Below are 22,253 nucleotides of genomic sequence, written 5' to 3'. Positions count from 1 at the left end.
CATGCTTGCCAAACGCGTGATTCCCTGTCTGGATGTTAAGGACGGCCGCGTGGTCAAGGGCGTCAACTTTGTGAGCCTGCGCGATGCTGGCGACCCGGTGGAGCTGGCGCGCGCCTACGACCGCGAGGGTGCAGACGAGGTCGTCTTCCTGGACATTACCGCGACGAGCGACAACCGCGCGACGACCATCGAGATGGCGGCGCACGCGGCCGAGGAGCTCGCTATTCCCTATACCGTGGGCGGCGGTTTCCGCGACTTGGCGGGCATGCGAACCATGGTTGCCGCCGGTGCCGACAAGGTGTCGCTTAACTCTGCCGCCGTGCGCGATCCGTCGTTGATCAGCCAGGCCGCCGCGGCGTTTGGCAGCCAGGCCGTGGTCGTGGCGATTGATGCCAAGCGCGTGGGCCTGCCCGGTCAGCCGGATGCCGACAAGTGGGAGGTCTTCACGGCGGGCGGTCGCAACGCCACGGGTATCGATGCGGTGGCGTGGGCCGAGGAAGCGGCTCGTCGCGGCGCCGGTGAGATCTTGCTCACCAGCATGGATCGCGACGGCACCAAGGCTGGCTTCGACCTGGCACTCACCCGCGCCGTGGCGCGCGCGGTGCCGATCCCGGTGATCGCAAGCGGCGGCGTGGGCACGCTCGAGCATTTTGCCGAGGGCGTGATCGAGGGCGAGGCCGATGCCGTGCTGGCGGCCAGCGTCTTTCACTTTGGAACTTTCAGCATTCGCCAGGTGAAGGAGTATATGGCCAGCCAAGGCATCCCTGTGAGGCTGGACTTCTAGTGCTACGGCTTGCCCAGGCACCGCATCTTGCCGCTCAAACCGTCGCTCGCGTACCAAAGTACGCGTCGCTCCTCTTTCGCGGCAACCTGCGGCACCTGGACAACCCTCGCCGACCTGTGGGATTTCGTTTGTTACTTGGGAGAAATGATGACTGAGGTAATAAATGCTACCGAGCTTAAATACGACGCCCGCGGGCTGATTCCTTGCGTGGTTCAGCAGCATGACACCGGTGAGGTGCTTATGGTTGCTTGGATGAACGAGGAATCGGTGGGGCTGACGCTCAAGACCGGGACCACGTGGTTTTGGAGTCGCAGCCGTCAGGAGCTCTGGAACAAGGGCGCGACGAGTGGCAACATGCAGGAGGTCAAGGAGCTCTGGGCCGACTGCGATAGCGATACGCTGCTGGTCAAGGTGGACTCACCGGGCCCGGCCTGCCATACCGGCAACCGTACCTGCTTCTTTAAGCGCGTGGAAGGGGGAGTGCGATGAAAGTCGTGACGCCGTTCGAGGTCGCCGAATGCAACACCGAGCTCCTCCGCGCGGGCGTGCCATGCCGCGTGCACCTGACTGATGCCTGCGGGGCGCAGTCGCTTTGGCTCGAGGCCGAGAAGGAAAGGCTCGATGAGGCCCATGCCGTCATCGTCGAGTTCTTTGAGAAAAAGGGCGCAAAGCCTCGGTTCGATGAGGCCGGTACCTACTTTACGCTGCAGTAACGAGAGGAAATAACCATGGGAGTCAGAACAGCTAACGTGCAGCCGGGAAACATCGGTGAGACGCTGACGGGACTGGCCGAGGTGATTCACAGTCGTCGCGACGCATCGCCGCAGGAGAGCTATACCGCGCGTCTGCTGACCGACGTCGAGGACGAGCTTCTCAAGAAGCTTGCCGAGGAGGCGAGCGAGGTGATCATGGCCTGCAAGGATAACGACCACGATCACATCCGCTACGAGGCCGGCGACCTGATCTACCACCTGCTCGTGACGCTCGAGCGCTACGGCATCACCCTCGACGAACTGGCCGGCGAACTCAACGCCCGCCGCCACTAGTCATTGGGGACGTTCTTAAACGACTAGTTAGGCGAGGGGCGTGGATTCCCATTCGCCGGTGGGGTGGGGGATATCGAAGGCCCGGTAGCCGCAGTCGTAGGCGTGGGCCTGGGCCTCGCGGATGTTCCAGCAGATGTCGCAGGCGCGGTGCGCGTCCGAGCCAAAGGTGATGGGCACCTCGGCATGGGCGAAGCGGCGCAACAGCCCGGTCGCGGGGTAGTAATCGTCGAGCCCCTTGCGCGGTGCGGCGGTCGAGACCTCAACGCGGCGACCCGTATCGTGGGCGCATTCGGCCATCTGCTCCCAAAACGGCGCGGGGTCAAAGTCGGGTGCAAAGCCGTCCTTCGAAAAGCGCATGACCAGGTCGGGATGGGCCATCGCGTCAAAGTTGAGTGAGCTTTCGCAAGCACGGCACCAGTCGTCGACGTAGCACTCCCACACGCCGCGCACGCCTAAGTTTTCCCAAACATGCAAGTTGGTATCGTCGTCGATCCAACCGCAAAGGGAATCGGGTGTATCGGGGCGCGCGACGTCCTCTGTCCCTGCCGTGCCCGCGGCGCCTGCCGCAATATCGTCCGGGTTGCCAATCCAGTGCACGCTGCCCAGACGTACGACGGCGCCCTGGGACCAGTGCTCTACCAAGGGCTCGCAGCCCTCGTACCAATCGCATTCAAAACCGTAGATAAAGGTGAGCTCCGGCGCAATCTGCGCGGCGAGTTTGCGGGCGTCCTCAAAGGCCAAACGATGTGCCGGCAAGTCGCCCTCGACGACCTGCACCTCGCAGTTAGCATCCATACTGGCGGGCAGGGTAAGGTGGTCGGTCGAGACCATGACGCGGCAGCCGGCGGCAGCAGCGGCACGGACGTTGTCCTCGAACGAGGCATGGCCGTCCGAAAACGAAGTATGGGTGTGGCAATCGACCAGCGGGCAGGCGGGCATGGCGACTCCTTTGCATTTGGTGAATCCGCTCCATTGTAATGGTGCAGCTCTCAACACGCCGCGCACGCCGGGGGTCGAAATCGATTGGAAAGGCTGCGCGGCGCGCGGTGCGGCCTCGCTCTAAAATGTGTACGTCAGCCTCCAAAAGCTGCAAAAAATGACATGTTTGGAGGCTGACGTACACGTTTGAGACGAGGGCGAGGGGCGGGGCAGCGCGTGCCGGCGCCGGCGACTACTTGCTTCGTGTCGCCGCTCGTTTGGACTGCACGGTTATAATCGCGTGCCGCACGGCGGTGACGGGACGATAGCGGATCATACGCGGTCCCGACCAGCGCATGACCTCGCGGATCTTCTCGCGCATGGCAGGCCGGTAACAATGCGAAGGACAGGCCGAGCAAAATGTCTTGGTGCCCATGTGCGGGCAGTGCTCAATGCGCGCGATGGCGTATTTCTGCAGCTCGGCGCATTCGGGGCAGAGCGTAACGGTTCGGAGCCCGAGTTTGACGCGAGTGGGCTTTTCGCCGTTGGGAGCCTGCTTACCCTCGTGGCCGCCGCGATGATGCCCGCGGCACCACAGTGCAATCATCTGCGACACCATCTGGGCCTCGCGTGCACGTTTGCGCGCCAGCTCCGGCGTGTCGACCGGGCGCGCCATTAGCTCAGCCTCCCGTGCTCGACCGAAAGCGAGCAATCGGCAAACGCGCAGGTGCTGGCACGGTGGCTTACGAGCACAATGGTCTTGCCGCGGCGCTTGAGCTCGTCAACGGCCTGCATTACGGCTGCCTCGTTGAGAGCGTCGAGTGCGCTGGTGGGCTCGTCGAGCAAGATGAAGGGTGCGCCGTTGAGGAAGATGCGCGCAAGGCCGATGCGCTGGCGCTCGCCGCCCGAAAGCGAGTCGCCCAGCTCGGCAACGGGCGTGTCGAGACCCTGCGGCAGGCGGTCGATGAGGGCGGTAAGCGAAGCGGAGCGGCAAGCGTCGAGCAGCTCGGCATCGGTGGCGCTGGCGTGCGCAACCAGCAGATTCTCGCGTACGGTGCCGCAGAACAGATGTGTGTCCTGGGTCATATAGGCCTCGTGGCTGCGCAGGCTCGCCGTGTTGATGTGGCGGGCATCGATGCCGCTCACCGTGATGGTGCCAGCTGCGGGGTCCCAAAAACGCATGAGCAGCTTAAGCAGCGTCGACTTGCCCGAGCCCGAGCGCCCCATGATGCAGGTCATGGTGCCGGGCGCAAAGGTGCAGGTCACGTCGTCGAGGATGAGACTCGCAGCGGTGTCGTTCGCGGCCTGCTCTGTGGCGCCCGCACCGCCCGCGTCCACGCCGCCCGCATAGCTAAAGCTCACATGCTCGGCTGCGGCGCCGGCAAACTCAACGTTCTGTCCATCGGCGACCTCGGCGCACTGGGGCTGCTCGTCGAGCAAATCGAGCACGCGTGCGCCCGAGGCGAGCGTCTCCTGCAGTGAGGCGCCCAGGCGGCTCACGGCCATCACCGAGCCAAACGACGACACAAAGGTAAAGACGGCGACAAACGCTGCGGCAAAGTCAATCGTTCCCGCAGCCACCAGCTGCAGCGCACGCCCGAGCATCACCAGATTAGCCACAAGAATAAGCGCATCGGCTGCGGCCTCGCTGACCGCCTGGCGGCGCTTGAGGCGCGCGTCCACGGCGCCGACTTGCTCGGTCAGCTTGCCCAGGGCACGGCTGCGATCGGTGCCACCGGCAAACTGGATGGTCTCGCCCGCGCCGCGCAGACTGTCGAGTACAAAGGCGCCCAGCTTACCGGCGCCCTCGCGGCTCTGGCGGCCGGTGGTGCCGCATGCCTTGGCCGAGGTCAGGGGCAGCAGCACGCCCAGGACCGCGTAGGCCACGAGCGCGATGCCCGCGAGCTCGGGGCTCACAGCCAGCAAAAAGCCCTCAAACACAACGGTGCAGACCAGAGCTATAGCAATGGGCGAGATGGTGTGCGCGTAGAAGACCTCGAGCAGCTCGATATCCGAGGTGACCAGGCTCACGAGTTCGCCCTTGCCGCGGCCCTCGAGCTTGGCGGGGGCGAGCTGGCGCAGGGCGCCAAACACCAGGTCGCGAATGTGTGCGAGCAGACGGAATGCGATGTAATGGTTGCAGAGCTGCTCGCCGTAGTGGAGCGGCCCGCGCGCGATGCCGCAGGCGGCGCAGGCCGCGCATGCTGCGATAAGACCAAGCCCCAAGGCGTTGCGGCCCAGCGCGGCCATAAGGCCAAGGGCGCCAAAGGCCGGCACGAACGCGGCGGTGAGCATGCCGATGCTGCCCAGCGCGACGGCTAGCACAAGCCAGCCGGCAAGCGGTCGGACGAGCCCCATCATGCGCCACATGATGGACGGCGCCGAGCGACGGGCGCGGCCGGAGTCAGGCGCCGCGGCAGCGGAAGACGAACTAGTACCGTTGAGGCCATCGGCACAGGCGGCGCTGCCGTCAACAGCCTCAACCGCGCCGGCATCCTCAGCATCACCCTCTGCATACGCATATGCCGAGAGCTGCTCCTGGCTGTTCCACATGCGCGCATAGGCGCCCGCGGCGGCCAAGAGCTCGCCGTGAGTCCCGTGCTCGGCAATGCGGCCGCGTTCCAGCACCAGGATCTGATCGGCGTCCACGATCGTCGACAGGCGGTGTGCCACCACAATTACAGTGTGCCCGCCGGCAAGCGACGCGATGACCTCGCCGATCGCGGCCTCGCTTGCGGCATCGACGTTGCTCGTAGCCTCGTCAAACACATAGATCGGCGAGTCGTGCAGCAGGGCGCGGGCCATGCACACGCGCTGGCGCTGGCCGCCCGAAAGGTTGGTGCCACCCTCGTTAATCACCATGTCGAGCCCGCCGTTGGCCCGCACAAAGGCCGCCACGCGCGTGCGGTCGAGCGCGCGCAAAAGCTCGGTGTCGGTGGCGTTGGGCTGGGCGAGCAGCAGGTTGTCGCGCAGGGTGCCGGCAAACAGGTAGCCGTTGGTGGGCACCAGCGTGACGGCGCGCATGAGTGAGGCGGCCGTGACATCGCGCAGCTCGACGCCGCCAATGCGCACGCTGCCGCGGTAGGCGTCCTTGCGGCCCGCGATAATCCCCGCGAGCGTGGACTTGCCGCCGCCGCTTTCGCCCACGAGTGCCACGAGCGAGCCGTGCGCAATGGTCGCGCTGGCGCTGTCCAGCACGGTGCGGTCGCCGTAGGCATAGCTCACGCCTGCGAGCTCGATATCGCCGCGACCATCAAGCTCAACATCGCCGCGCTCGGGCTCGGGCGTATCCAAAATGCCAAACATGCGGCGCGAGGCGGCCATGCCGTTCATGGCCGTGTGGAACAGCGATCCCAGGCGGCGCATAGGCAAAAAGAACTCCTGTGACAGAAAGACGATGAGGAAGGTAGCCTCAAAGCCGATCTTGCCCGTGGCGAGCTGCAGTGCGGCCACGATAATGCCGAGCGCGGCGCCCATATAGACGACCAGGTCCATAACGCAAATGGAGCGCAGCTGCATCACCAGCAGGTGCATGGTCGCTGTGCGGAAACGCTTGGACTCGGCGTTGATGCGCTCGTGCCAGCTTCGATCGGCCTGGTAGACCTTAAGGGTGGTGAGACCCTGCACGGCCTCCAGGAACATGCCGCCAAGATCGACATAGCTGCCCCAGTACTCGGCACCGATCTTTTTGGCGTTGCGCATGACCATCATAATGGAGACGGGGATGATCGGAACGCAGGCGAGCAGCAGCGCGGCGGGAAGACCCGCCTGGCCCACGAGCAGTACAAACAGCGTGATGGGTGTCAAGCCGGCAAAGAAGAGCTGCGGCAGGTAGCCGCCAAAGTACACCTGGAGTTGCGTGGCGCCCTCGACGCTGGTCTGGACGGCCTCGGCGGTGGGGACGGTCTCGGTGTAGGAGGGGCCGAGTGCGGTGAGCTTGTCGTAGACGAACGAGCGCACGCGGCGGACGGCCTCGAACGCGGCCTTGTCGCCGGCGCGTTGGGCCAGGTAGATGGAGGCGGCGCGCACGATGATGGCGGCGGCGAGCGGCAGGGCCGCCTGTGCGAGGGCATCGACGGCGAGCGCGGCGGAAAGGCCGTCCGTGACGATGCCGCCCAAGATGCGCGCAAGCACCCACATCACCGTGATGTTTGCCATGAGCGCGATCCACTTAAACAGGACGCTTGCCATAATGTAGGGCGTTGCCTGCGGAACCAGGGAGAAGAGCCGCTTCTCGAACATGAAACCTCCTATGCCGTAACGGTGCCGGGCGGGGTCCTCGGCAGCCGCTTAGTTAGCCAAATGCAACTAGAGTAACATCGTGCAGCGGGTAAGTATGCCGAGGGTAATTTTTGGTCGATGAACTGCGTAGAAAGTCCAAAATTGTTGAGTGCGGCGAACTTTGTGGTGGACGGAGTGCGGGCGCAATTCTGATCGTGTGCGGCCTCGCTCCAAAACGTGTACGTCAGCCTCCAAAACCGACAAAAAATGACATGTTTGGAGGCTGACGTACACGTTTGGATAGGGGTGAGGGCGGCGACGGACGAAAGTCACGCCTGTGCCACGTCCGATGTGCTAGCGTTTGGGTGAATAAAACGAGCCCGTGCGGAAAGGATCCGGACCGTATGCAACGTGGAAGTACATCTCCGCTGTCCCGCGAGACCGATGCGCCCGAAACTATCGTCAAGCTGGAGTGCGACATCGATGACGCGTCGCCCGAGGTGCTCGCCTACGCCGCCGACCGCCTGCGCGAGGCCGGCGCCCGCGAGGTGCACTGGCTGCCCCTCTACTGCAAAAAGGGCCGCCCCGGATGGCAGTTGCAGGTGATTTGCTCGCATGAGGATATCGAACGCCTGCAGACGATTATCTTTTTGGAAACCACGACCAACGCCGTTCGTCGCCAGGTGATGGAACGCGTCTGCCTGCCGCGTCGTTTTGAGCAGGTAGCGACGCCTTGGGGCGAGGTGGCCGTCAAAGTAGCCACCCTGCCCGACGGCAGCGAGCGCGCGGCTCCCGAATACGAGGATTGCGCCCGCCTTGCCCGCGAGCATGGCGCGCCGCTCCAACGCGTGATGCAGGCGGCTCAGAGCGCGGCGCTGCGATTTGAGTAACACGGTAGATGGGCTCCACATCCGCCGGACCCCGTATTCAGCCCCCATCAACTCCGCTTCGAAAGGACTCCCCATGAAATACCTCATCGCCTCCGACATCCATGGCTCGGCATACTGGGCCGAGCGCCTCTGCGCTGCCATCGAATCCGAGCAGCCCGACCGCATCGTGCTGCTGGGCGACCTGCTCTACCACGGCCCGCGTAACGACCTGCCGCGCGACTACGCCCCCAAGCGCGTGATTCCGCTGCTCAACGCCCTGGCCGACCGCATCATCGCGGTGCGCGGCAACTGCGACGCCGAGGTCGACCAGATGGTGCTCGACTTTCCCGTCATGGCCAACTACGCCACGTTGTTCGACGAGGCCGGCCGCGAGCTGTTCTTGACACACGGCCACGTTTTTGGCGCCGGTATGCACAACAGCGTCGACCACGTGCCCGCGCTGCCCGAAGGCTCCGCGCTCGTCTACGGCCACACGCATATCAAGGTTAACGAGGCAAGCGAGGCGCACCCGGGCCTGTGGCTCTTCAACCCCGGCAGCGTGAGCATTCCCAAGGACGGTACACACAGCTACGGCATCTACGAGGGCGGCGCGTTCCGTCACGTGATCCTGGAGGAGGAATAACCATGGCGCAGCACATGGCTCAGCAAAATGCCGAGGGCTCGCGCGACCTGTCCACGCTGGTCGACGCGTCGGCCGAGCTGCAGCATCTGGTGCAGACCATTTGGCGCCTGCGTCAGCCCGACGGCTGCCCGTGGGACCGCGAGCAGACGCACCGCAGCATTGGCAAAAATATGATCGAGGAGGCCTATGAGGCGCTCGACTGCATCGAGGCCGACGATGCCACGCATCTGCGCGAGGAGCTGGGCGACGTGCTCATGCAGGTCGTACTGCATGCGCAGATCGCGGCGGACGCCGGAGAGTTTACGCTGGCCGACGTGGCGCACGATATCGACGCCAAGCTCATCCGTCGCCATCCGCACGTCTTTGGCGATGCGGATGCCGACAGCTCCGACGAGGTGCTCAAGATTTGGGACGAGGTCAAGCTTGCCGAGAAGGCTGCCAAGGACAAGGCTGTGGCGGCGGACGAGGCTGCGCCCGAAGGCCTGCTCGACGGCGTGCCCACGCACCTGCCGGCGCTGATGCAAGCTCAGAAGGTGTCGCGCAAGGCGGCGGCCGTGGGCTTTGAGTGGGAGACGGTCCAGGATGTGTGGGACGAGGTCGCCGAGGAGCGTGCCGAGTTTGAGGCCGAGGAGCCCGGCTCGCCCGAGCGCGAGATGGAGTTTGGCGACCTGCTCTTTGCCCTGGTCAACGTTGCGCGCAAAGAGGGGATTGACGCCGAGAGTGCCCTGCGCGCGAGCACGGCCAAGTTCCGCCGCCGCTGGGCTGCGATGGAGCAGATGGCGGCTGACGCCCACGTGGATCTTGCCGAGCTTTCGACCCACGGCCTTAACGACCTGTGGGATGCCGCAAAGGCGGAGGAGTAAGACTGCGGGAATGACGGGCTGACACGCCTCATCGTTCCCGCTAAATTTTTCGAAAATCAAGTGTATCCCTCGGTTAACTTAGGGCATAATGCAAAAAGTGCGACATGGCTAACTTACGGAGGCGCACCGACGGTGCACGGTCAGCCGGTCGCTTGCATCCACTATGTTTCCAAGTGAGAGGGAGACAACATGAGCGATATTTTGGACGTCTACGGTCGCGAGGTGCTCGACAGCCGCGGCAATCCCACTGTCGAGGTCGAGGTCGTGCTCGAGGACGGTAGCTTTGGCCGCGCAATGGTGCCTTCGGGCGCTTCGACCGGTGCCTTTGAGGCCTGCGAGCTGCGCGATGGCGACAAGGGTCGCTACCTGGGCAAGGGCGTTTCGCAGGCCGTCGAGCACGTCAATAACGAGTGCGCTAACGCCGTCGTGGGCCTCGACGCCTTCGACCAGCGCGCCGTCGATGCCGCGCTGATTGCCGCGGACGGTACCCCCCAACAAGACCAATCTCGGTGCCAACGCCATTCTGGGTGTGTCGCTGGCCGTTGCCCGCGCCGCTGCCGAGTCGGCGGGTCTTTCGCTGTACCAGTATCTGGGTGGCGTCAACGCCCACCTGCTGCCCACACCTATGATGAACATTCTCAACGGCGGCGTGCATGCCGACAATAACGTCGACTTCCAGGAGTTCATGATCATGCCGGTGGGCGCCCCGAGCTTTGCCGAGGGCCTGCGTTGGTGCGCCGAGGTCTACCACACCCTCAAGGGCGTGCTGCACGAGGCCGGCCTGGGCGGCGGCGTGGGCGACGAGGGCGGCTTTGCGCCCAACCTCAAGACCAATGCTGAGCCGTTCGAGTACATTACCAAGGCCGTCGAGAAGGCTGGCTTTAAGCCCGGCGTCGACTTCATGTACGCCATGGACCCGGCCTCGACCGAGTTTTACAACGCCGAGACCGGCATGTACGAGCTCAAGGGCGAGGGTGTTGAGTACACGAGTGCCCAGATGGTCGATTACTGGGAGAAACTCGTCGACACCTATCCCATCATCTCCATCGAGGACGGCATGGCCGAGGAGGACTGGGACGGTTGGGTTGAGCTTACCCGCCGCATTGGCAACAAGGTGCAGCTGGTGGGCGACGACCTGTTCGTCACCAACACCGAGCGCCTCAAGAAGGGCATCGAGCTGGGTGCCGCCAACGCGATCCTGGTCAAGGTCAATCAGATCGGCACGCTCACCGAGTCGCTCGAGGCCATCGAGACCGCCAAGGAGGCCGGTTACGCCTGCATCGTGAGTCACCGCTCCGGCGAGACCGAGGATTCCACGATCGCCGACCTGGTCGTGGGCGTCAATGCCGGCCAGATCAAGTCGGGCGCCCCGTGCCGCAGCGACCGTATCGCCAAGTACAATCAGCTCATCCGCATCGAGGACGAGCTCGAGGGCAGCGCGCGCTACGCCGGTAAGACCGCGTTCTACAACATTCGCTAAACGGGCGAATTTGGCGAGGGGGAGGCTGACTCGGTTCCGTCCCGCCTTGACTGGATGCTGCAAAGCGCCATGGGCGCTGGGCCATACGGCTCAGCGCCTTTTTTATGTCGAGCAAAGGCTGGCGAAGGCGGTGCAGGCGCTCGTGCTATAACTAAAGGACTTAGCGCAAACAAACCTCAACCGCACAAGGCGCACATGGATCAGATTTACGACAACAGGTACTATTCCGCCGGTTCGCGCGAGCCGTCGCCTCGCCGTGCGCGCACGGTGCAGCTCGGTGGGTCCGCTTATGCCGGCGCCGACCGCTCCACGCAGCGCCCGGCAAGTACCTCGCGCCCCAATGCTCAATCAAATACCTTGGCAGATGGACCGGTGCGCCCGGCACGTTCGTCGCATGCGTCGCGTCCCTCGACTCAAGCACACGACAAATCGAGTAGGCCCTCGAACCGTCTTTCGGGCTCGGACTTTATGCATTACGCCAACGACAACGCGGTTGTCAAGGCGATCTATGACTTTACGCATGGCCCTCTGCGTCCGCTGTTTATCGGTATCGTGGTGGCGCTGGTGCTCGTGAGCCTGTATTTCCCCGTGCGCGATCTGTACGTGGCAAAGCGTTCGAGCGATATCTTGGCCAAGCAGGTCGAGATTCGCCAGCAATACAATGATGAGCTGCAAAAAAGCGTCGACAAGCTGCTCTCGGAGGAGGGTATCAAGGACGCGGCGTCCGAGGACCTGGGCCTGGTGATGCCCGGCGAGAAGAAGATTGACGTGCTAGGTTTGGACGACGATTCGGACTCGTCGTCGAGCAAAAAGTCCTCAAACGCCAAGAAGGCCAGCGAAGTAGCCAAGGAAATCGAAGAAGTCGGCAAGGACGCGCCGTGGTACATCCAGGCGCTCGACATGCTGTTTGGGTTTAACGGCGTCGAGGGTCAGACGGTCGTGTCCAACGGCAAATAGCGCCCGGAGGGGAGCCCGCAATGACAAATTGCAAACGCTATAAGGTAGCCGCGATCGACCTGGGAACGGTGTCGTCGCGACTGGTGTTGGCCCAGGTCGAGGGCGGAGCGATTGTGGAATCGTCCAAGCATACCGAGATTACCGACCTGGGCGAGGGCGTGGACACGACGGGGCGCTTTTGCAAGGCGGCTGTCGAGCGTGTGCTCGCTGCGTGCCGCATGTTTGTGGACGAGGCCCGTGCCTTTGGGGCCGTGTGCGTCTGCACCACGTGCACGAGTGCCGCGCGCGATGCGTCCAATGCCGCGCTGCTGCTGGACGGCCTGCGCGAGTTGGGGCTCAAACCACAGGTGATTCCGGGCGAGGTCGAGGCGCGCCTGACATTTTTTGGCGTGGCGCACGACTTTGCCGGCGAGCGCATCATCGTCGCGGATTCGGGCGGCGGCTCCACGGAGCTCGCGACGGGCGTATACGCTCCGGAGTGCAGCGTCTTTGCGCTGGAGGGAACGCGCTCGCTGGACATCGGTTGCCGTCGCGTGACGGAGCGGTTTTTCTCGGCGCTGCCACCCGCGGATGGCGAGCTTTCAGCCGCCGCTGCGTGGTCGGGCGAGCAGTTCGCCGCCTATTTTGAGGGCCTGCCCAGCGACTTTGAGCATGCAGAGCGCCTGGTCGCCGTGGGCGGCACCGTCACCACGCTCGTGGCACTGGTTCACGAGCTGGAACCGTACGATTCGAGCTTTGTGCACCTATGCGAGCTGTCGCTGGAGCAGGTCTCGGCCGCTATCGAGCGCATGTCTGTGTTGGACGCGGAAGGCATCGCCACGCTACCGGGTGTACAGCCCAAACGCGCGGGCGTGATTCTGGCCGGCGCCGTGGTGATCCGCGAGCTCATGCGTGCCGGCGGCTACAAGACGCTCACCGTAAGCGAGAACAGCCTACTCGCCGGCATGGCCGCCACCATCAACGAGACCCTCGACGGCACAACCCCCACCATCGGCTGGACCCCCAGCCTCAACGCCCTTTAACCATCCCCTCATAAGTTGCGGTGAAATACGGACTAAAATCGCCCTTTCGGGCCCCAAACAGTCCCTATTCCACCGCAACTCACCATCTGTATCGGCATCCAAAAGAAACGGGCCCGCATCCCCAGGGGACACGGGCCCGTAACCAATACATGGTAGGGGCGGTGGGACTCGAACCCACAATCCTTGCGGCGAGAGATTTTAAGTCTCCTGCGTATGCCAATTCCGCCACGCCCCCGTGAGACTAGAAGTCTAGCACAAGCCGTCCGTTACGCGTTGACGGCCATCGAGTGTTGGCCCGACTTCTCCAGGAACTCCTGGAACTTGGCTTCGTCGCCCTTGTTCTGGTACTGCAGGGCCAGCAGGTACTCCAGTCGGCAGCGCTTGACCGGGTCGTCGCCAACATCCTCGAGCATGCGCTCCAGCTCGGGAATGTCGTTGTGGCGCTTGAGGATCATCGTGTCGTACATCAGCTGGCATTCGTGTGCGACCGCCTCGGCCTGACCGCCCTCAAAGCCCTTGATCTCGTGCAGAAGCTCCTTGGACTTTTTGCGGTCCTCCTGGCCAACGTAGTAGTTAAAGGCTTTGATCACCAGGTCGACGCGCTGCATCTTGGGCAGATTGAGCCCCAGCAGCAAATCGAACATCTCATCGGCGCGCTTGTGGTCCTCGCGCAGCAGATAGGAGTTCAGGCGCAGATAGTCGCGGTTGTAGCGCGGGTACAGCATGCTGGTGAGTCTGCCGTCGAGCAAACGATCGAACTCGTCCCACTGCTTGGCAGCCATAAGCTGCTGCAGGCGCTTGAACGTTGTGCGTTTTTTGACGCTAAAGAACACCGACACGGCGATGCAGATGATAACGACGGCGGTCCAGAGTGTGCGGGAATCGGGCATATTGGGATCCTTAGTCGCTCATAAAGCGAGCGGTATGACAACACGTACTAGATGTATTATACGCAGCGCGCAAGCAAACTGGCATAAAAGCTCATCGAGGCTGAGTGCCATCGCTCGCTGCGGTACACTTACCTAAAGTAAACCATGAAGGGAGACATTACCTATGAAGAAGATCGTTTTGGCTTGCGGTGCTGGCGCTGCTACTTCCACGCTTGTTGCCCAGAAGGTCGCCACCATGCTCGACGCCAATGGTTATGCCGGCAAGTATGAGATCGTGCAGTGTGCCATCTCCGAGGCCAAGGACTACTGCGACGAGGGCGCCGACCTGCTGATCGCCACCACCGTTGCCCCCGAGGGCCTCACCTGCCCGTACGTGAGCGGCGTGCCCTTCATGACGGGCATGAACCGCGTCGCTGCCGAGAAGGCCGTCCTCGACGTCATGGCTCAGTAGGCGCTGACTGTATGAGTGAGCAGAACGCCAATCCGGTCGAGCTCTTTGGCATGCGCGTTGCCCATGTGGGCATTAACGCCACCGACCCGGCAGATGCCCTGGAGATCGCGGAGCTGTTCTCGACGATGATGGGCCTGCCCGTTATCGAGACCCCGGTTTCGTACTTTAACGATTCGCTGGTCGAGATCATGAAGCAGAACGGTCGTGGCGCCAAGGGCCACATTGGCTTTGCTGTCAACGACATCGATGCGGCCGAGAAGTGGTTTGCCGAGCGCGGGCTCGAGGTCAACGAGGAGTCGCGCGTGCTGCTGCCCGACGGCGGCACCAAGCTCGTGTACTTTAAGCGCGAGTTTGCCGGTTTCGCCGTGCACCTGTGCCGCGAGTAGCGCACAAGCTGCCATAGCTAGCAAAAAGGGATAGGGCCGTGTGGCCCTATCCCTTTATTTATGCCGAGGGGCTTCCTAGCGCGGCAGGCGAATCGTAAAGCGGCTGCCGACGCCCTCGACTGAGGTCACGCCAATGACACCGCCATGGCTGTCGACGATCCACTTGGCAATGGCAAGCCCCAGACCCGAGCCCTGCGCGCCGGCATCGCGTGCGTTGTCGGCGCGGTAGAACCGTTCAAACGCGTGGGCTGCGGATTCCTGGTTCATGCCGATGCCCTCGTCCTCAACACTTATGTCGATCGTGCCCGCGCCCGCATCCGGCGTCACGCCAAACGAGATGGATGTGCCCGCGTCCGAATACTTGGCGGCGTTCTGCACGATCACGCGCAGAGCCTGCTTCACGAGCGCCACGTCAACGGGCGCGTCGCAGCGCGGGTCGCTGGTAAGTGCGGCATCGTACGCCAGTCGATATGTGTGCGCGGCATCGATCATCTGCGATTCCTCGCATACCTCGCCGACCAGTGCGGCCAGGTTAGTATTCGCACGCCGCAGGACCGTGCGCCCGGCATCGCCGCGCGCCAAAAACAGCAGCTGCTCCACGAGCTCCTGCATATGCTCGCTTTCGGCCTTGAGCGAGGCAATGGACTCTGCCAGCACGTCCGGGTCGTCTTTGCCCCAGCGGTCGAGCATGTTCACGTAGCCCTGAATCACCGCGATGGGCGTGCGCAGCTCGTGGCTCGCATCGTTGACAAAGCGCATCTGCTGCAGCTTGGCCTCTTGCATCTGGCGCAGTAGGCGGTTGAGTGCAACCTCGATGCTTGCCAGGTCGGCGTCGCCGGTAGTGACGCTCGGCGAGTCGACGCTTGCGCGCTCGATGGCCTGCTCCAGTGTTTCCATCTTGCCGCCGGAGAGCTGCATGCGGCCGAGTTCGTCCACGCGCAGGGCCAGATCGTTGAGCGGCGCCATGGTGCGGCGCACGCGGCGGGCGCCGCCGAGCATGTTGAGCACGCTGATGACCTGCCCACCTGCAACGACAAGATAGAGGGGCCACAGCGCGATGAGGTCCTGCGCGAGGGGGAAGGTCTTGGTGGTGCGCGCAAGCTCGACGGTATAGGTGAGCGTGGCGGGGTCCCAGCCGTGCGCGGGCGTCAGCGACATGCCGCGAACGGTGGCGCTGGGGATCCATCCTGCGGTAAACGCGCCGTTGGGCAGCGTCTGGTTGTATCCATAGACGAGGATCGCCGCCGCAATAACCAACAGTAACAGATCGAGCCAGATGTGGCTCATCAAGCGGCGCCACATATAGCTCCAGTTGATGGCGCGGGCGATGGAGGTGACGCGCTTGACCTCGGCGTTACGCACGGCAGACATAGCCCACCCCGCGCACGGTTTGGATGATGCGGGCACCGCCGGCGTCTTCGATCTTGGCGCGCAGGTGCGCGATGTGCACGTCGACGTTGTTGGTGTCGCCCACGTATTCGTAGCCCAGCGCCTCGTGCGCGATGCGCTCGCGCGTGAGCACGGTTTCGGCATGCGTCATAAGCAGGGCGAGGACGTCGAACTCGCGGGCCGTGAGCGCGATGGGCGAGCCACCGACCGTGACTTCGCGGCGGTCGGGGTCGAGCGCAACCGAGTCAACGGTAAGCGCGGCGTGGGAGGGCGTGGCAGCGGTCTGGGCCGTGTCGGTTGCCGGGGGCATTGTGGCGATACCGGCGCCCGCGCCGCCTGCCGCGCCCGCCCCAGTACCGGCGCCTCCAATGCCCGAAGCCGCCCGCACGGCCTCCGAGCGCTTCAGCGCCACGCGGATCCGTGCGAACAGCTCCTCAATCGCAAATGGCTTGGTCAGGTAATCGTCGGCGCCGGCATCGAGCCCGGCCACCTTGTCCATCACGGCATCGCGCGCGGTGACCATAATCACCGGCACATCCTTGTGCTTGCGGACACGCCGCAGGACCTCCATACCGTTGAGCTGCGGCAACAGCACATCGAGCAGAATCAGATCGTAGTCGCGCTCCAGCGCCAGGTTCACGGCGGTGCGACCGTCGGCGGCGTGCTCCACCTGGTAGCCTTCGTGCTCCAGCTCGAGCGTCACAAAGCGGGCGATTTTCTCCTCGTCCTCTACGATCAGAATCCGTGCCATGCGTGCCCCCGTCTGCGACTACTTGTCGTCGTTCAGATTTTGCTTGATGTCATCCGCGGCGTTAGCAGCGCTATCCATAAGGTTGTTGATGCTGCCGGGCACGTCGCCGTCGCTGTCGATGCGGTAGCGCATGCCAAAGAACAGGCCAATCAGCATCAGCCAAATCGTAGCGCCCCAGGCAAACAGCGCGACGATGGGAATCAGGATGGGGATGTTGAGGATGATCGCATCGCGGCGCGTGGCGATAAACTTGGTGTCCAGACTCAGGCGGAAGAGCTTTTTGAGGTACTCCCACACGCTGTCCATCTTCTTGGAGAAGTCGGTCTTTTCGCTCGACTTTTCGTAGGCTGCCTGCGCGGCGACCATCTCGGCAGAGGGCTCATCGACTGGCGCGGACTCGGTGGCGGCATGCGCCGACGTGGTCTGGGTCTTGCCCTGCGACTCGAGCCAAATGATGGCATCCAAAACGTTGCCGTCGGCAGCGTCGAGCGCCGCCTTGGCATCGGTGTAACTCACGTTGCACTTGGTGCGGATGGTTTCAACTTTTTCGAGGTCGTCCATGACCTGTCCTTTCGTTCGATGGGCGCGACGCCGGGCAATTTGCTCGGGCGCGAGCGTTGCGTTCGGCGGTTTGCGTTGCGCCGCCCCGCCCTTGGTCGAACTCTATAGTGCAGGTTATAGATTAAGCGATTCTTGAGCCAAGATTAATGTTGGATGAGTTTTTGGGTGGCAGTGGGAAAAGTATTAGACCTCGATAGCGGGAGATGGGGTGCCGGTACAAAACGGCGTCAAGGGTTGGTCGAGCAGGCGGTTTCTCCATTGATGTCTGCACGGCATGTGACACTTACTCTGCCGCTTCGTTCTGCCACGGCGGCATGCATCTGAACAACGACCCTCTAAGGAGTTCGATATCGATGGGCGACAACGCAAAGCATCTCGCAAAGAAGTGCGTTAAGGACGCAGGACCGTGCCTTGCGCTGTGCGTAGCCGGCGCAGCGGTCGCGCTGCTGGCTGTTCGGGGGCCATTCGACGTGCTTCGAAGTGCCAGCTCTCTGCACGTTTGCATGGCCCTTGCCGGCGCCATGATGACCGGCGGCGTGCTCGATCTGATCTTTTGGGTGTTTGACCCGTTTGGATGGAAGAGCGAGGGGTAGGTCCCAAAGGATGGAAGGGCTGGAACGGTTGACTTAGTGATCGTGCAGAATGTGGGCTAGCGACTTACAGGGAAGCGGTGATCCGATGACGGTCTATGTGACGGGCGACGTCCATGGCGGCGCTGACATGCAAAAGCTGCGCGATTGGGATCTTGGGGAAAGCCTGACGAGCGACGACCATCTCATCATTGCCGGCGACTTTGGCTTTCCGTGGGATTTCTCTGCCGAGGAGTGCGCCGACATCGCTTGGCTGGAGTCGCGCCCCTATACCGTGCTGTTCGTCGACGGCAACCACGAACGTTTCGACCACTGGGCGGAGCGACCCATGGAGTTGTGGCACGGCGGACTGACACAGCGCCTGTCGGACACCTCGCCCATACGGCGCCTGACGCGCGGCGAGGTTTTTGAACTCGACGGCTCAACGGTCTTTACCATGGGCGGCGCCACGAGCGTGGACAAGGAATACCGCATTCCGTATTCCAGCTGGTGGCCGCAGGAGTTGCCGGACGAGCGCAACTTTGAGGAGGCGCGGACAAAGCTCGACAGCGTGGGCTGGAAGGTCGACTACGTGATCACCCACACCTGCCCTACGCGCATGCTTTCGCCCACGCTTTATCCGGCGCCCGGCTGGAATTGCCCCGCCGTTGATCGGCTTACGGCGTTTTTCGATGAGCTGGAAGATCGCTTGGACTACAAGCGCTGGTACTACGGGCATTTTCATCGTGATGCCAACCCGGCCGAGCGCCATACCGTGCTCTACGACTGCATCGTTCGCCTGGGCGACGAACTCCAGCCTTGGGATGTTGCGTAGGGGTGGGGTGTATTTGGCTACTCGGCCGTTACAGTGATGTTCTCTCGGTGCGCGCGGATGACGTCCCAGCTAAAGTGCTCGACCAGCCGCTCGGCAGAGCGCGGCGTGGTGTCCGGCGCGATGCCCGTTTGCCCGGCGAGCCAGCCCAGCAGCGCTTCGGGCGTGCCAAAGCGGGCGCGGAGTTCGCCCAGGTCCAGATCGCGGTCTCGTTTGGAAAGGCGGCGGCCGTCCGGTGCCATGAGCAGCGGAATATGTGCGTAGTGCGGCGTGGGCAGTCCCAACAGGTGCTGCAGATGGATCTGGCGCGGCGTGGACCCCAGCAGGTCGCATCCGCGCACGACCTCGGTGACGCCCATGGCGGCGTCGTCGACCACCACGGCTAGCTGATAGGCAAATACGCCGTCGCTGCGGCGGACCAAAAAGTCGCCGCACTCGGTGGCGAGCGCCTCGCATTGGGCGCCGTACGTGCGATCCACAAATTCGATCACGTCGTCTGCGAGGTCGTCGACGGTGGGCACGCGCAGACGTGTGGCCGGGGCGCGCAGGGCGCTGCGGCGGGCCACCTCCTCGGCCGAAAGACTTCGGCAGGCGCCACGGTAGATGGGCGTGCCGTCGCTCGCGTGCGGTGCACTCGCGGCGTGGAGCTCGGCGCGTGTGCAAAAGCAGGGATAGGTGAGGCCGGCGTCTTTCAGCCGGCGCAAGGCGCTCTCGTACAGGTCTAGGCGGTCGTGCTGATAGTAGGGGCCTTCGTCCCACTCCAGCCCCAGCCAGGCCAGGTCGTCAATCAATTGAGCGGCAAGTTCGGGGCGCTTGCAGCGATCGTCCAGGTCCTCAATGCGTAACACGATGCTGCCGCCCTGGCTGCGGGCCGAAAGCCACGCGCACAGGCAGCTGAACACGTTGCCCAGGTGCATGCGGCCCGAGGGCGACGGGGCAAAGCGGCCCACGACCGGCGCGAGGGCGGGGGCGAGCTTGCTGTTGGGCGCCGTCGACATGGCCACGGCGGGTGTTGCTATGTTGCATGCGTTGATATCCATGCGGACGAGTATAGCGCGGGGTGAGGTGAGGGGGCGTCGTCGATGCTCGCGAGTTGCCGAGGCTGCGTGTTGTGCGCGGCGGGCACCGACTGAACACCTCGATTACCGCCCCAAGCTCAGCCCCTTCAACCCCTCAAACGACAGAAACCCCGGCAGCTCTTCGCAACTGCCGGGGTTTCCGCGGAAAAGGGGGACATGATCCTCAAGCGAACGGCAAAGGGGCAAACCGTTTTCGCTCAACTGCTTTATGCCCCTCGCTCGCCGGCTTAATCGGCTCACGCCGCGCCCACACAAAGCCGCTACACCTGTGACGGAGCTATGAAGTGGTATCTATGCCGGAGCGGGCTATGCCAAGGAGTGTCCCAGATTGCCGGCAGATAAGGAACGTCCCCAGGTGCCGGTCGCGGGCGTGACTTTCGTCCCGTTTAATACTCCGCTGACCTAGATGTTCGTCACATGAACCCGCAAACGTGGGACAATGACGCTACTGGTATCACAGACAAAGGATGTGCCTATGAACGCCCCCGTTGCCAAGACCTGTCGGCAGCGCTGCCCGTTTGCGCGATTTGCTTACATTTGCGCGCTCGTCGCGTGCGCGCTGCTGCTGCTACCCGCCGTTGCACGTGCCGACGGGTATTCCATGACCCAAACCTACATCAGTGCCACGGTCGAGGCCGATGGATCGCTGACCGTTGTCGAGGGACGCCAGTTCGATTTCGACGACGACATCAACGGCGTGTATTGGGATATCAATACAGGCTCTAACCAGCAAGGCGGCTCGGTGGTCGTCAATGTGCTAAGCGTCGAGGAAGACGACACTGCGTTTAACAAGGTCGACAGCGCAAACAAAGGCGACGACGGCGTTTACACGGTGGAACAGTCCGACGACGGCGTAAAGATTAAGGTGTTCAGCCCTCACGAGAGCGGCGACAGCGCAATCTACTACGTGAGTTATTCCATGACCGGTGCGGTTATGAACTGGGCCGATACCGCCGAGCTCTACTGGAAATTTGTGGGTGACGGCTGGTCTGCGGACTCCGATGACGTCGAGATGGAAGTCTACTTTGCAAATGCCGCTGCCGGGACGGCCGCCGTCAAGGGCGATAACTTCCGCGCATGGGGCCACGGCCCGCTGACGGGCGACGTGTCACTCGATGCGGACGAGCCCATGGTCACCTATACCATTCCCTGCGTGCATGAGGGAGAATTCGCCGAGGCACGCATCGCCTTCCCCAACGACTGGGTGCCGCAGCTCGCCGCCTCGAGCGAAGAGCGCATGTCGACGATTCTGAGCGAAGAGAAGGAATGGGCCGACGAGGCCAACGCTCGCCGTGAGCACGCGCGTGCGGTTGCCGGCGCGATTGCCGTGGTGTGTGTTGTCGTGGCGGTTGCCTATACCGGTGTGATCGTGATGCTTAAGCTGCGCAGGCCCAAGCCCAAGCCACTCTTCCAGGACGAGTACTTCCGCGATGTGCCCTCGGCCGACCATCCCGCGGTGCTTGCAGCTCTCATGAGCTGGAACGACGTGCCCGATCAGGCATATATCGCCACACTTATGAAGCTCACCGACGACCGCGTGATCAAGCTGGAAGAAGCGACCGAGACCAAGAAGAAGGGTCTGCTCCGTCGCGAAAAAGAGGAGCAGACGTATCGCATCACAGTGACCGACGAGGCCTGGAAGGCTGCCAAGAAGGACGGCATCGATCGCGACGTGCTCAAGGTCTTCTTTGCTGGCGTTAAGCCCGATAAGGACGGAGTCCGTTCGCGCACGTTTAGCGAGTTGGAGGAGTACGCTAGCGAGCGCACCACATCTGTTGGCGACAAGCTCGAGGACTATCAGAGCACAGTTAAGGGCAAGCTGGAGGCGCGCGAGCTTATTGCATCGGATGGCACTATCGCGATGGTGGCCGGCCTGGTTCTCGGCATCATCATTGTCTTTGGCATTCTGGGCTCTCTGTTCTATACCGACTTTGCGGATGCCAACGTCGGTGCCGCTATGATCTCGATCCCCGTTACGATCGTGGGCTTTGTCCTGAGCTGCACCTTCCGCCGTTACACGCCGGAGGGCGCCGAGGTGGCGGCTCGCTGCAAGGCGCTCAAGCATTGGCTCGAGGACTTTACGCGCCTGAAGGAGGCTATCCCCAGCGACCTGATCTTGTGGAACAAACTGCTGGTGATGGGCGTTGCCCTGGGCGTTTCGAAAGAAGTGCTGCGACAGCTGGCCGAGGCCGTGCCTGCGGATCTGCGCAACAGCGACGATTTCTACGACAACTACCCCTGCTACTGGTGGTATTACCATCACTACGGCAACGAGTCTCCGCTCGATTCGTTCAACGATGTGTATCACGAGACCATCCGCGAGCTGGCTTCGAGTTCCGATAGCTCGAGCGGCGGCAGCGGCGGCGGCTTTTCCGGTGGCGGCGGTGGCGGCGTCGGCGGAGGCGGCGGCGGAACGTTCTAACGGTCGTAAATTATGGGATGGGCTTTTCTCGACAGCCGTCGGGGAAAGCCCATCCCCTTTTTACGCGCTACCTACGAAGACTGTCCCCAGCAACTAGTCATTTAAGAACGTTCCCAACGA

General features: G+C 63.0%; 22 protein-coding genes, 1 tRNA gene and 1 pseudogene. 15 read left to right on the top strand and 9 right to left on the bottom strand.

Features of this window, described 5'->3' with window-relative positions; genetic code table 11:
- Nucleotide 1: 1 nt before the first annotated feature.
- The 4 genes from hisF (at nt 2) to hisE (ending at nt 1,830) form a co-directional block, all read left to right on the top strand.
- A complete protein-coding gene (gene hisF, locus DW195_RS06810) occupies nt 2–784 on the top strand; it encodes an imidazole glycerol phosphate synthase subunit HisF (RefSeq protein WP_117799852.1) in 783 nt (260 codons plus the stop codon).
- A gap of 147 nt (nt 785–931) precedes the next feature.
- Nucleotides 932–1,273 (top strand): phosphoribosyl-AMP cyclohydrolase, encoded by a 342-nt coding sequence (hisI, locus tag DW195_RS06805; protein WP_089573591.1) that lies wholly within the window; start codon nt 932–934, stop codon nt 1,271–1,273.
- Nucleotides 1,270–1,497: a hypothetical protein gene (locus DW195_RS06800; RefSeq protein WP_089573590.1), complete on the top strand. Its 228-nt coding sequence runs from the start codon at nt 1,270–1,272 to the stop codon at nt 1,495–1,497. Before hisI ends, DW195_RS06800 begins: the two co-directional genes overlap by 4 nt.
- A gap of 15 nt (nt 1,498–1,512) precedes the next feature.
- The gene (hisE, locus tag DW195_RS06795) at nt 1,513–1,830 is read left to right on the top strand and encodes a phosphoribosyl-ATP diphosphatase (RefSeq protein WP_117646209.1); all 318 of its coding nucleotides are present in this window, start codon (nt 1,513–1,515) and stop codon (nt 1,828–1,830) included.
- A 27-nt stretch (nt 1,831–1,857) separates the two neighbouring features.
- Here the strand turns inward: hisE and DW195_RS06790 are convergent, their stop codons facing one another.
- The 3 genes from DW195_RS06790 to DW195_RS06780 all read right to left on the bottom strand — a co-directional run bounded on the left by DW195_RS06790 (nt 1,858) and on the right by DW195_RS06780 (nt 6,990).
- Nucleotides 1,858–2,769 (bottom strand): PHP domain-containing protein, encoded by a 912-nt coding sequence (locus DW195_RS06790; protein ID WP_118206262.1) that lies wholly within the window; start codon nt 2,767–2,769, stop codon nt 1,858–1,860.
- Nucleotides 2,770–3,001: 232 nt separating this feature from the next.
- Complete coding sequence (locus DW195_RS06785; protein ID WP_118206261.1) at nt 3,002–3,424, bottom strand: nitrous oxide-stimulated promoter family protein; 423 nt, start codon at nt 3,422–3,424, stop codon at nt 3,002–3,004.
- Complete coding sequence (locus tag DW195_RS06780) at nt 3,424–6,990, bottom strand: ATP-binding cassette domain-containing protein (protein ID WP_118206260.1); 3,567 nt, start codon at nt 6,988–6,990, stop codon at nt 3,424–3,426. Before DW195_RS06780 ends, DW195_RS06785 begins: the two co-directional genes overlap by 1 nt.
- Nucleotides 6,991–7,373: 383 nt before the next feature.
- On the opposite strand from DW195_RS06780, the gene larC reads away from it, so the two are divergent.
- The 6 genes and pseudogenes from larC (at nt 7,374) to DW195_RS06750 (ending at nt 12,803) form a co-directional block, all read left to right on the top strand.
- On the top strand, nt 7,374–7,859 hold the full coding sequence (gene larC / locus DW195_RS06775; protein WP_118206259.1) for a nickel insertion protein: 486 nt from the start codon (nt 7,374–7,376) through the stop codon (nt 7,857–7,859).
- A 73-nt stretch (nt 7,860–7,932) separates the two neighbouring features.
- Nucleotides 7,933–8,481, top strand: coding sequence for a phosphodiesterase (gene yfcE / locus DW195_RS06770; RefSeq protein ID WP_118206258.1), 549 nt, complete (start codon nt 7,933–7,935; stop codon nt 8,479–8,481).
- A gap of 2 nt (nt 8,482–8,483) precedes the next feature.
- On the top strand, nt 8,484–9,344 hold the full coding sequence (gene mazG, locus DW195_RS06765) for a nucleoside triphosphate pyrophosphohydrolase (protein WP_118206257.1): 861 nt from the start codon (nt 8,484–8,486) through the stop codon (nt 9,342–9,344).
- A gap of 189 nt (nt 9,345–9,533) precedes the next feature.
- Nucleotides 9,534–10,824, top strand: a pseudogene (gene eno, locus DW195_RS06760) (phosphopyruvate hydratase).
- Between the two features lie 195 nt (nt 10,825–11,019).
- On the top strand, nt 11,020–11,781 hold the full coding sequence (locus DW195_RS10590; RefSeq protein ID WP_233509137.1) for a septum formation initiator family protein: 762 nt from the start codon (nt 11,020–11,022) through the stop codon (nt 11,779–11,781).
- 20 nt (nt 11,782–11,801) lie between these two features.
- Nucleotides 11,802–12,803, top strand: a complete 1,002-nt coding sequence (locus DW195_RS06750) for a hypothetical protein (RefSeq protein ID WP_118206256.1) — start codon at nt 11,802–11,804, stop codon at nt 12,801–12,803.
- Between the two features lie 150 nt (nt 12,804–12,953).
- On the opposite strand, the gene DW195_RS06745 is transcribed toward DW195_RS06750, so the two are convergent.
- Both DW195_RS06745 and DW195_RS06740 read right to left on the bottom strand, forming a co-directional pair.
- Nucleotides 12,954–13,038, bottom strand: a tRNA-Leu gene (locus tag DW195_RS06745).
- Nucleotides 13,039–13,069: 31 nt separating this feature from the next.
- Nucleotides 13,070–13,693: a hypothetical protein gene (locus DW195_RS06740; RefSeq protein ID WP_117785980.1), complete on the bottom strand. Its 624-nt coding sequence runs from the start codon at nt 13,691–13,693 to the stop codon at nt 13,070–13,072.
- Nucleotides 13,694–13,856: 163 nt separating this feature from the next.
- Between DW195_RS06740 and DW195_RS06735 the strand changes: the two genes are divergently transcribed.
- Together DW195_RS06735 and DW195_RS06730 are read left to right on the top strand one after the other, a co-directional pair.
- Nucleotides 13,857–14,144, top strand: coding sequence for a PTS sugar transporter subunit IIB (locus DW195_RS06735; RefSeq protein WP_117654890.1), 288 nt, complete (start codon nt 13,857–13,859; stop codon nt 14,142–14,144).
- A gap of 11 nt (nt 14,145–14,155) precedes the next feature.
- Nucleotides 14,156–14,530, top strand: a complete 375-nt coding sequence (locus tag DW195_RS06730; protein ID WP_117757630.1) for a VOC family protein — start codon at nt 14,156–14,158, stop codon at nt 14,528–14,530.
- 75 nt (nt 14,531–14,605) lie between these two features.
- Here DW195_RS06730 and DW195_RS06725 read toward each other — a convergent pair whose 3' ends face one another.
- From DW195_RS06725 to DW195_RS06715, 3 genes are read right to left on the bottom strand one after another with little or no spacing between them, the layout of a single operon-like run.
- A complete protein-coding gene (locus DW195_RS06725) occupies nt 14,606–15,901 on the bottom strand; it encodes a cell wall metabolism sensor histidine kinase WalK (RefSeq protein WP_117785978.1) in 1,296 nt (431 codons plus the stop codon).
- Nucleotides 15,885–16,670 (bottom strand): response regulator transcription factor, encoded by a 786-nt coding sequence (locus DW195_RS06720; protein WP_117785977.1) that lies wholly within the window; start codon nt 16,668–16,670, stop codon nt 15,885–15,887. Before DW195_RS06720 ends, DW195_RS06725 begins: the two co-directional genes overlap by 17 nt.
- 18 nt (nt 16,671–16,688) lie before the next feature.
- Nucleotides 16,689–17,231 carry a DUF4342 domain-containing protein gene (locus DW195_RS06715; RefSeq protein ID WP_089573575.1) on the bottom strand — a complete coding sequence of 181 codons (543 nt, stop codon included), beginning with the start codon at nt 17,229–17,231 and terminating at the stop codon, nt 16,689–16,691.
- Between the two features lie 353 nt (nt 17,232–17,584).
- Between DW195_RS06715 and DW195_RS06710 the strand changes: the two genes are divergently transcribed.
- Both DW195_RS06710 and DW195_RS06705 read left to right on the top strand, forming a co-directional pair.
- Complete coding sequence (locus DW195_RS06710) at nt 17,585–17,824, top strand: hypothetical protein (RefSeq protein WP_118206255.1); 240 nt, start codon at nt 17,585–17,587, stop codon at nt 17,822–17,824.
- Nucleotides 17,825–17,909: 85 nt separating this feature from the next.
- Nucleotides 17,910–18,635, top strand: coding sequence for a metallophosphoesterase (locus tag DW195_RS06705; protein ID WP_118206254.1), 726 nt, complete (start codon nt 17,910–17,912; stop codon nt 18,633–18,635).
- A gap of 17 nt (nt 18,636–18,652) precedes the next feature.
- Here DW195_RS06705 and gluQRS read toward each other — a convergent pair whose 3' ends face one another.
- Nucleotides 18,653–19,630, bottom strand: coding sequence for a tRNA glutamyl-Q(34) synthetase GluQRS (gene gluQRS, locus DW195_RS06700; RefSeq protein ID WP_118206275.1), 978 nt, complete (start codon nt 19,628–19,630; stop codon nt 18,653–18,655).
- A gap of 556 nt (nt 19,631–20,186) precedes the next feature.
- Between gluQRS and DW195_RS10410 the strand changes: the two genes are divergently transcribed.
- Nucleotides 20,187–22,133: a DUF2207 domain-containing protein gene (locus DW195_RS10410; protein WP_158567915.1), complete on the top strand. Its 1,947-nt coding sequence runs from the start codon at nt 20,187–20,189 to the stop codon at nt 22,131–22,133.
- Nucleotides 22,134–22,253 lie beyond the last annotated feature (120 nt).

Origin of the sequence: Collinsella sp. AM17-1 (assembly GCF_003470665.1) — a bacterium.
Lineage (GTDB): Bacteria > Actinomycetota > Coriobacteriia > Coriobacteriales > Coriobacteriaceae > Collinsella.
Note: the sequence above shows the minus strand (reverse complement) of the source record. Positions and strands in the feature narration are given on the sequence as shown.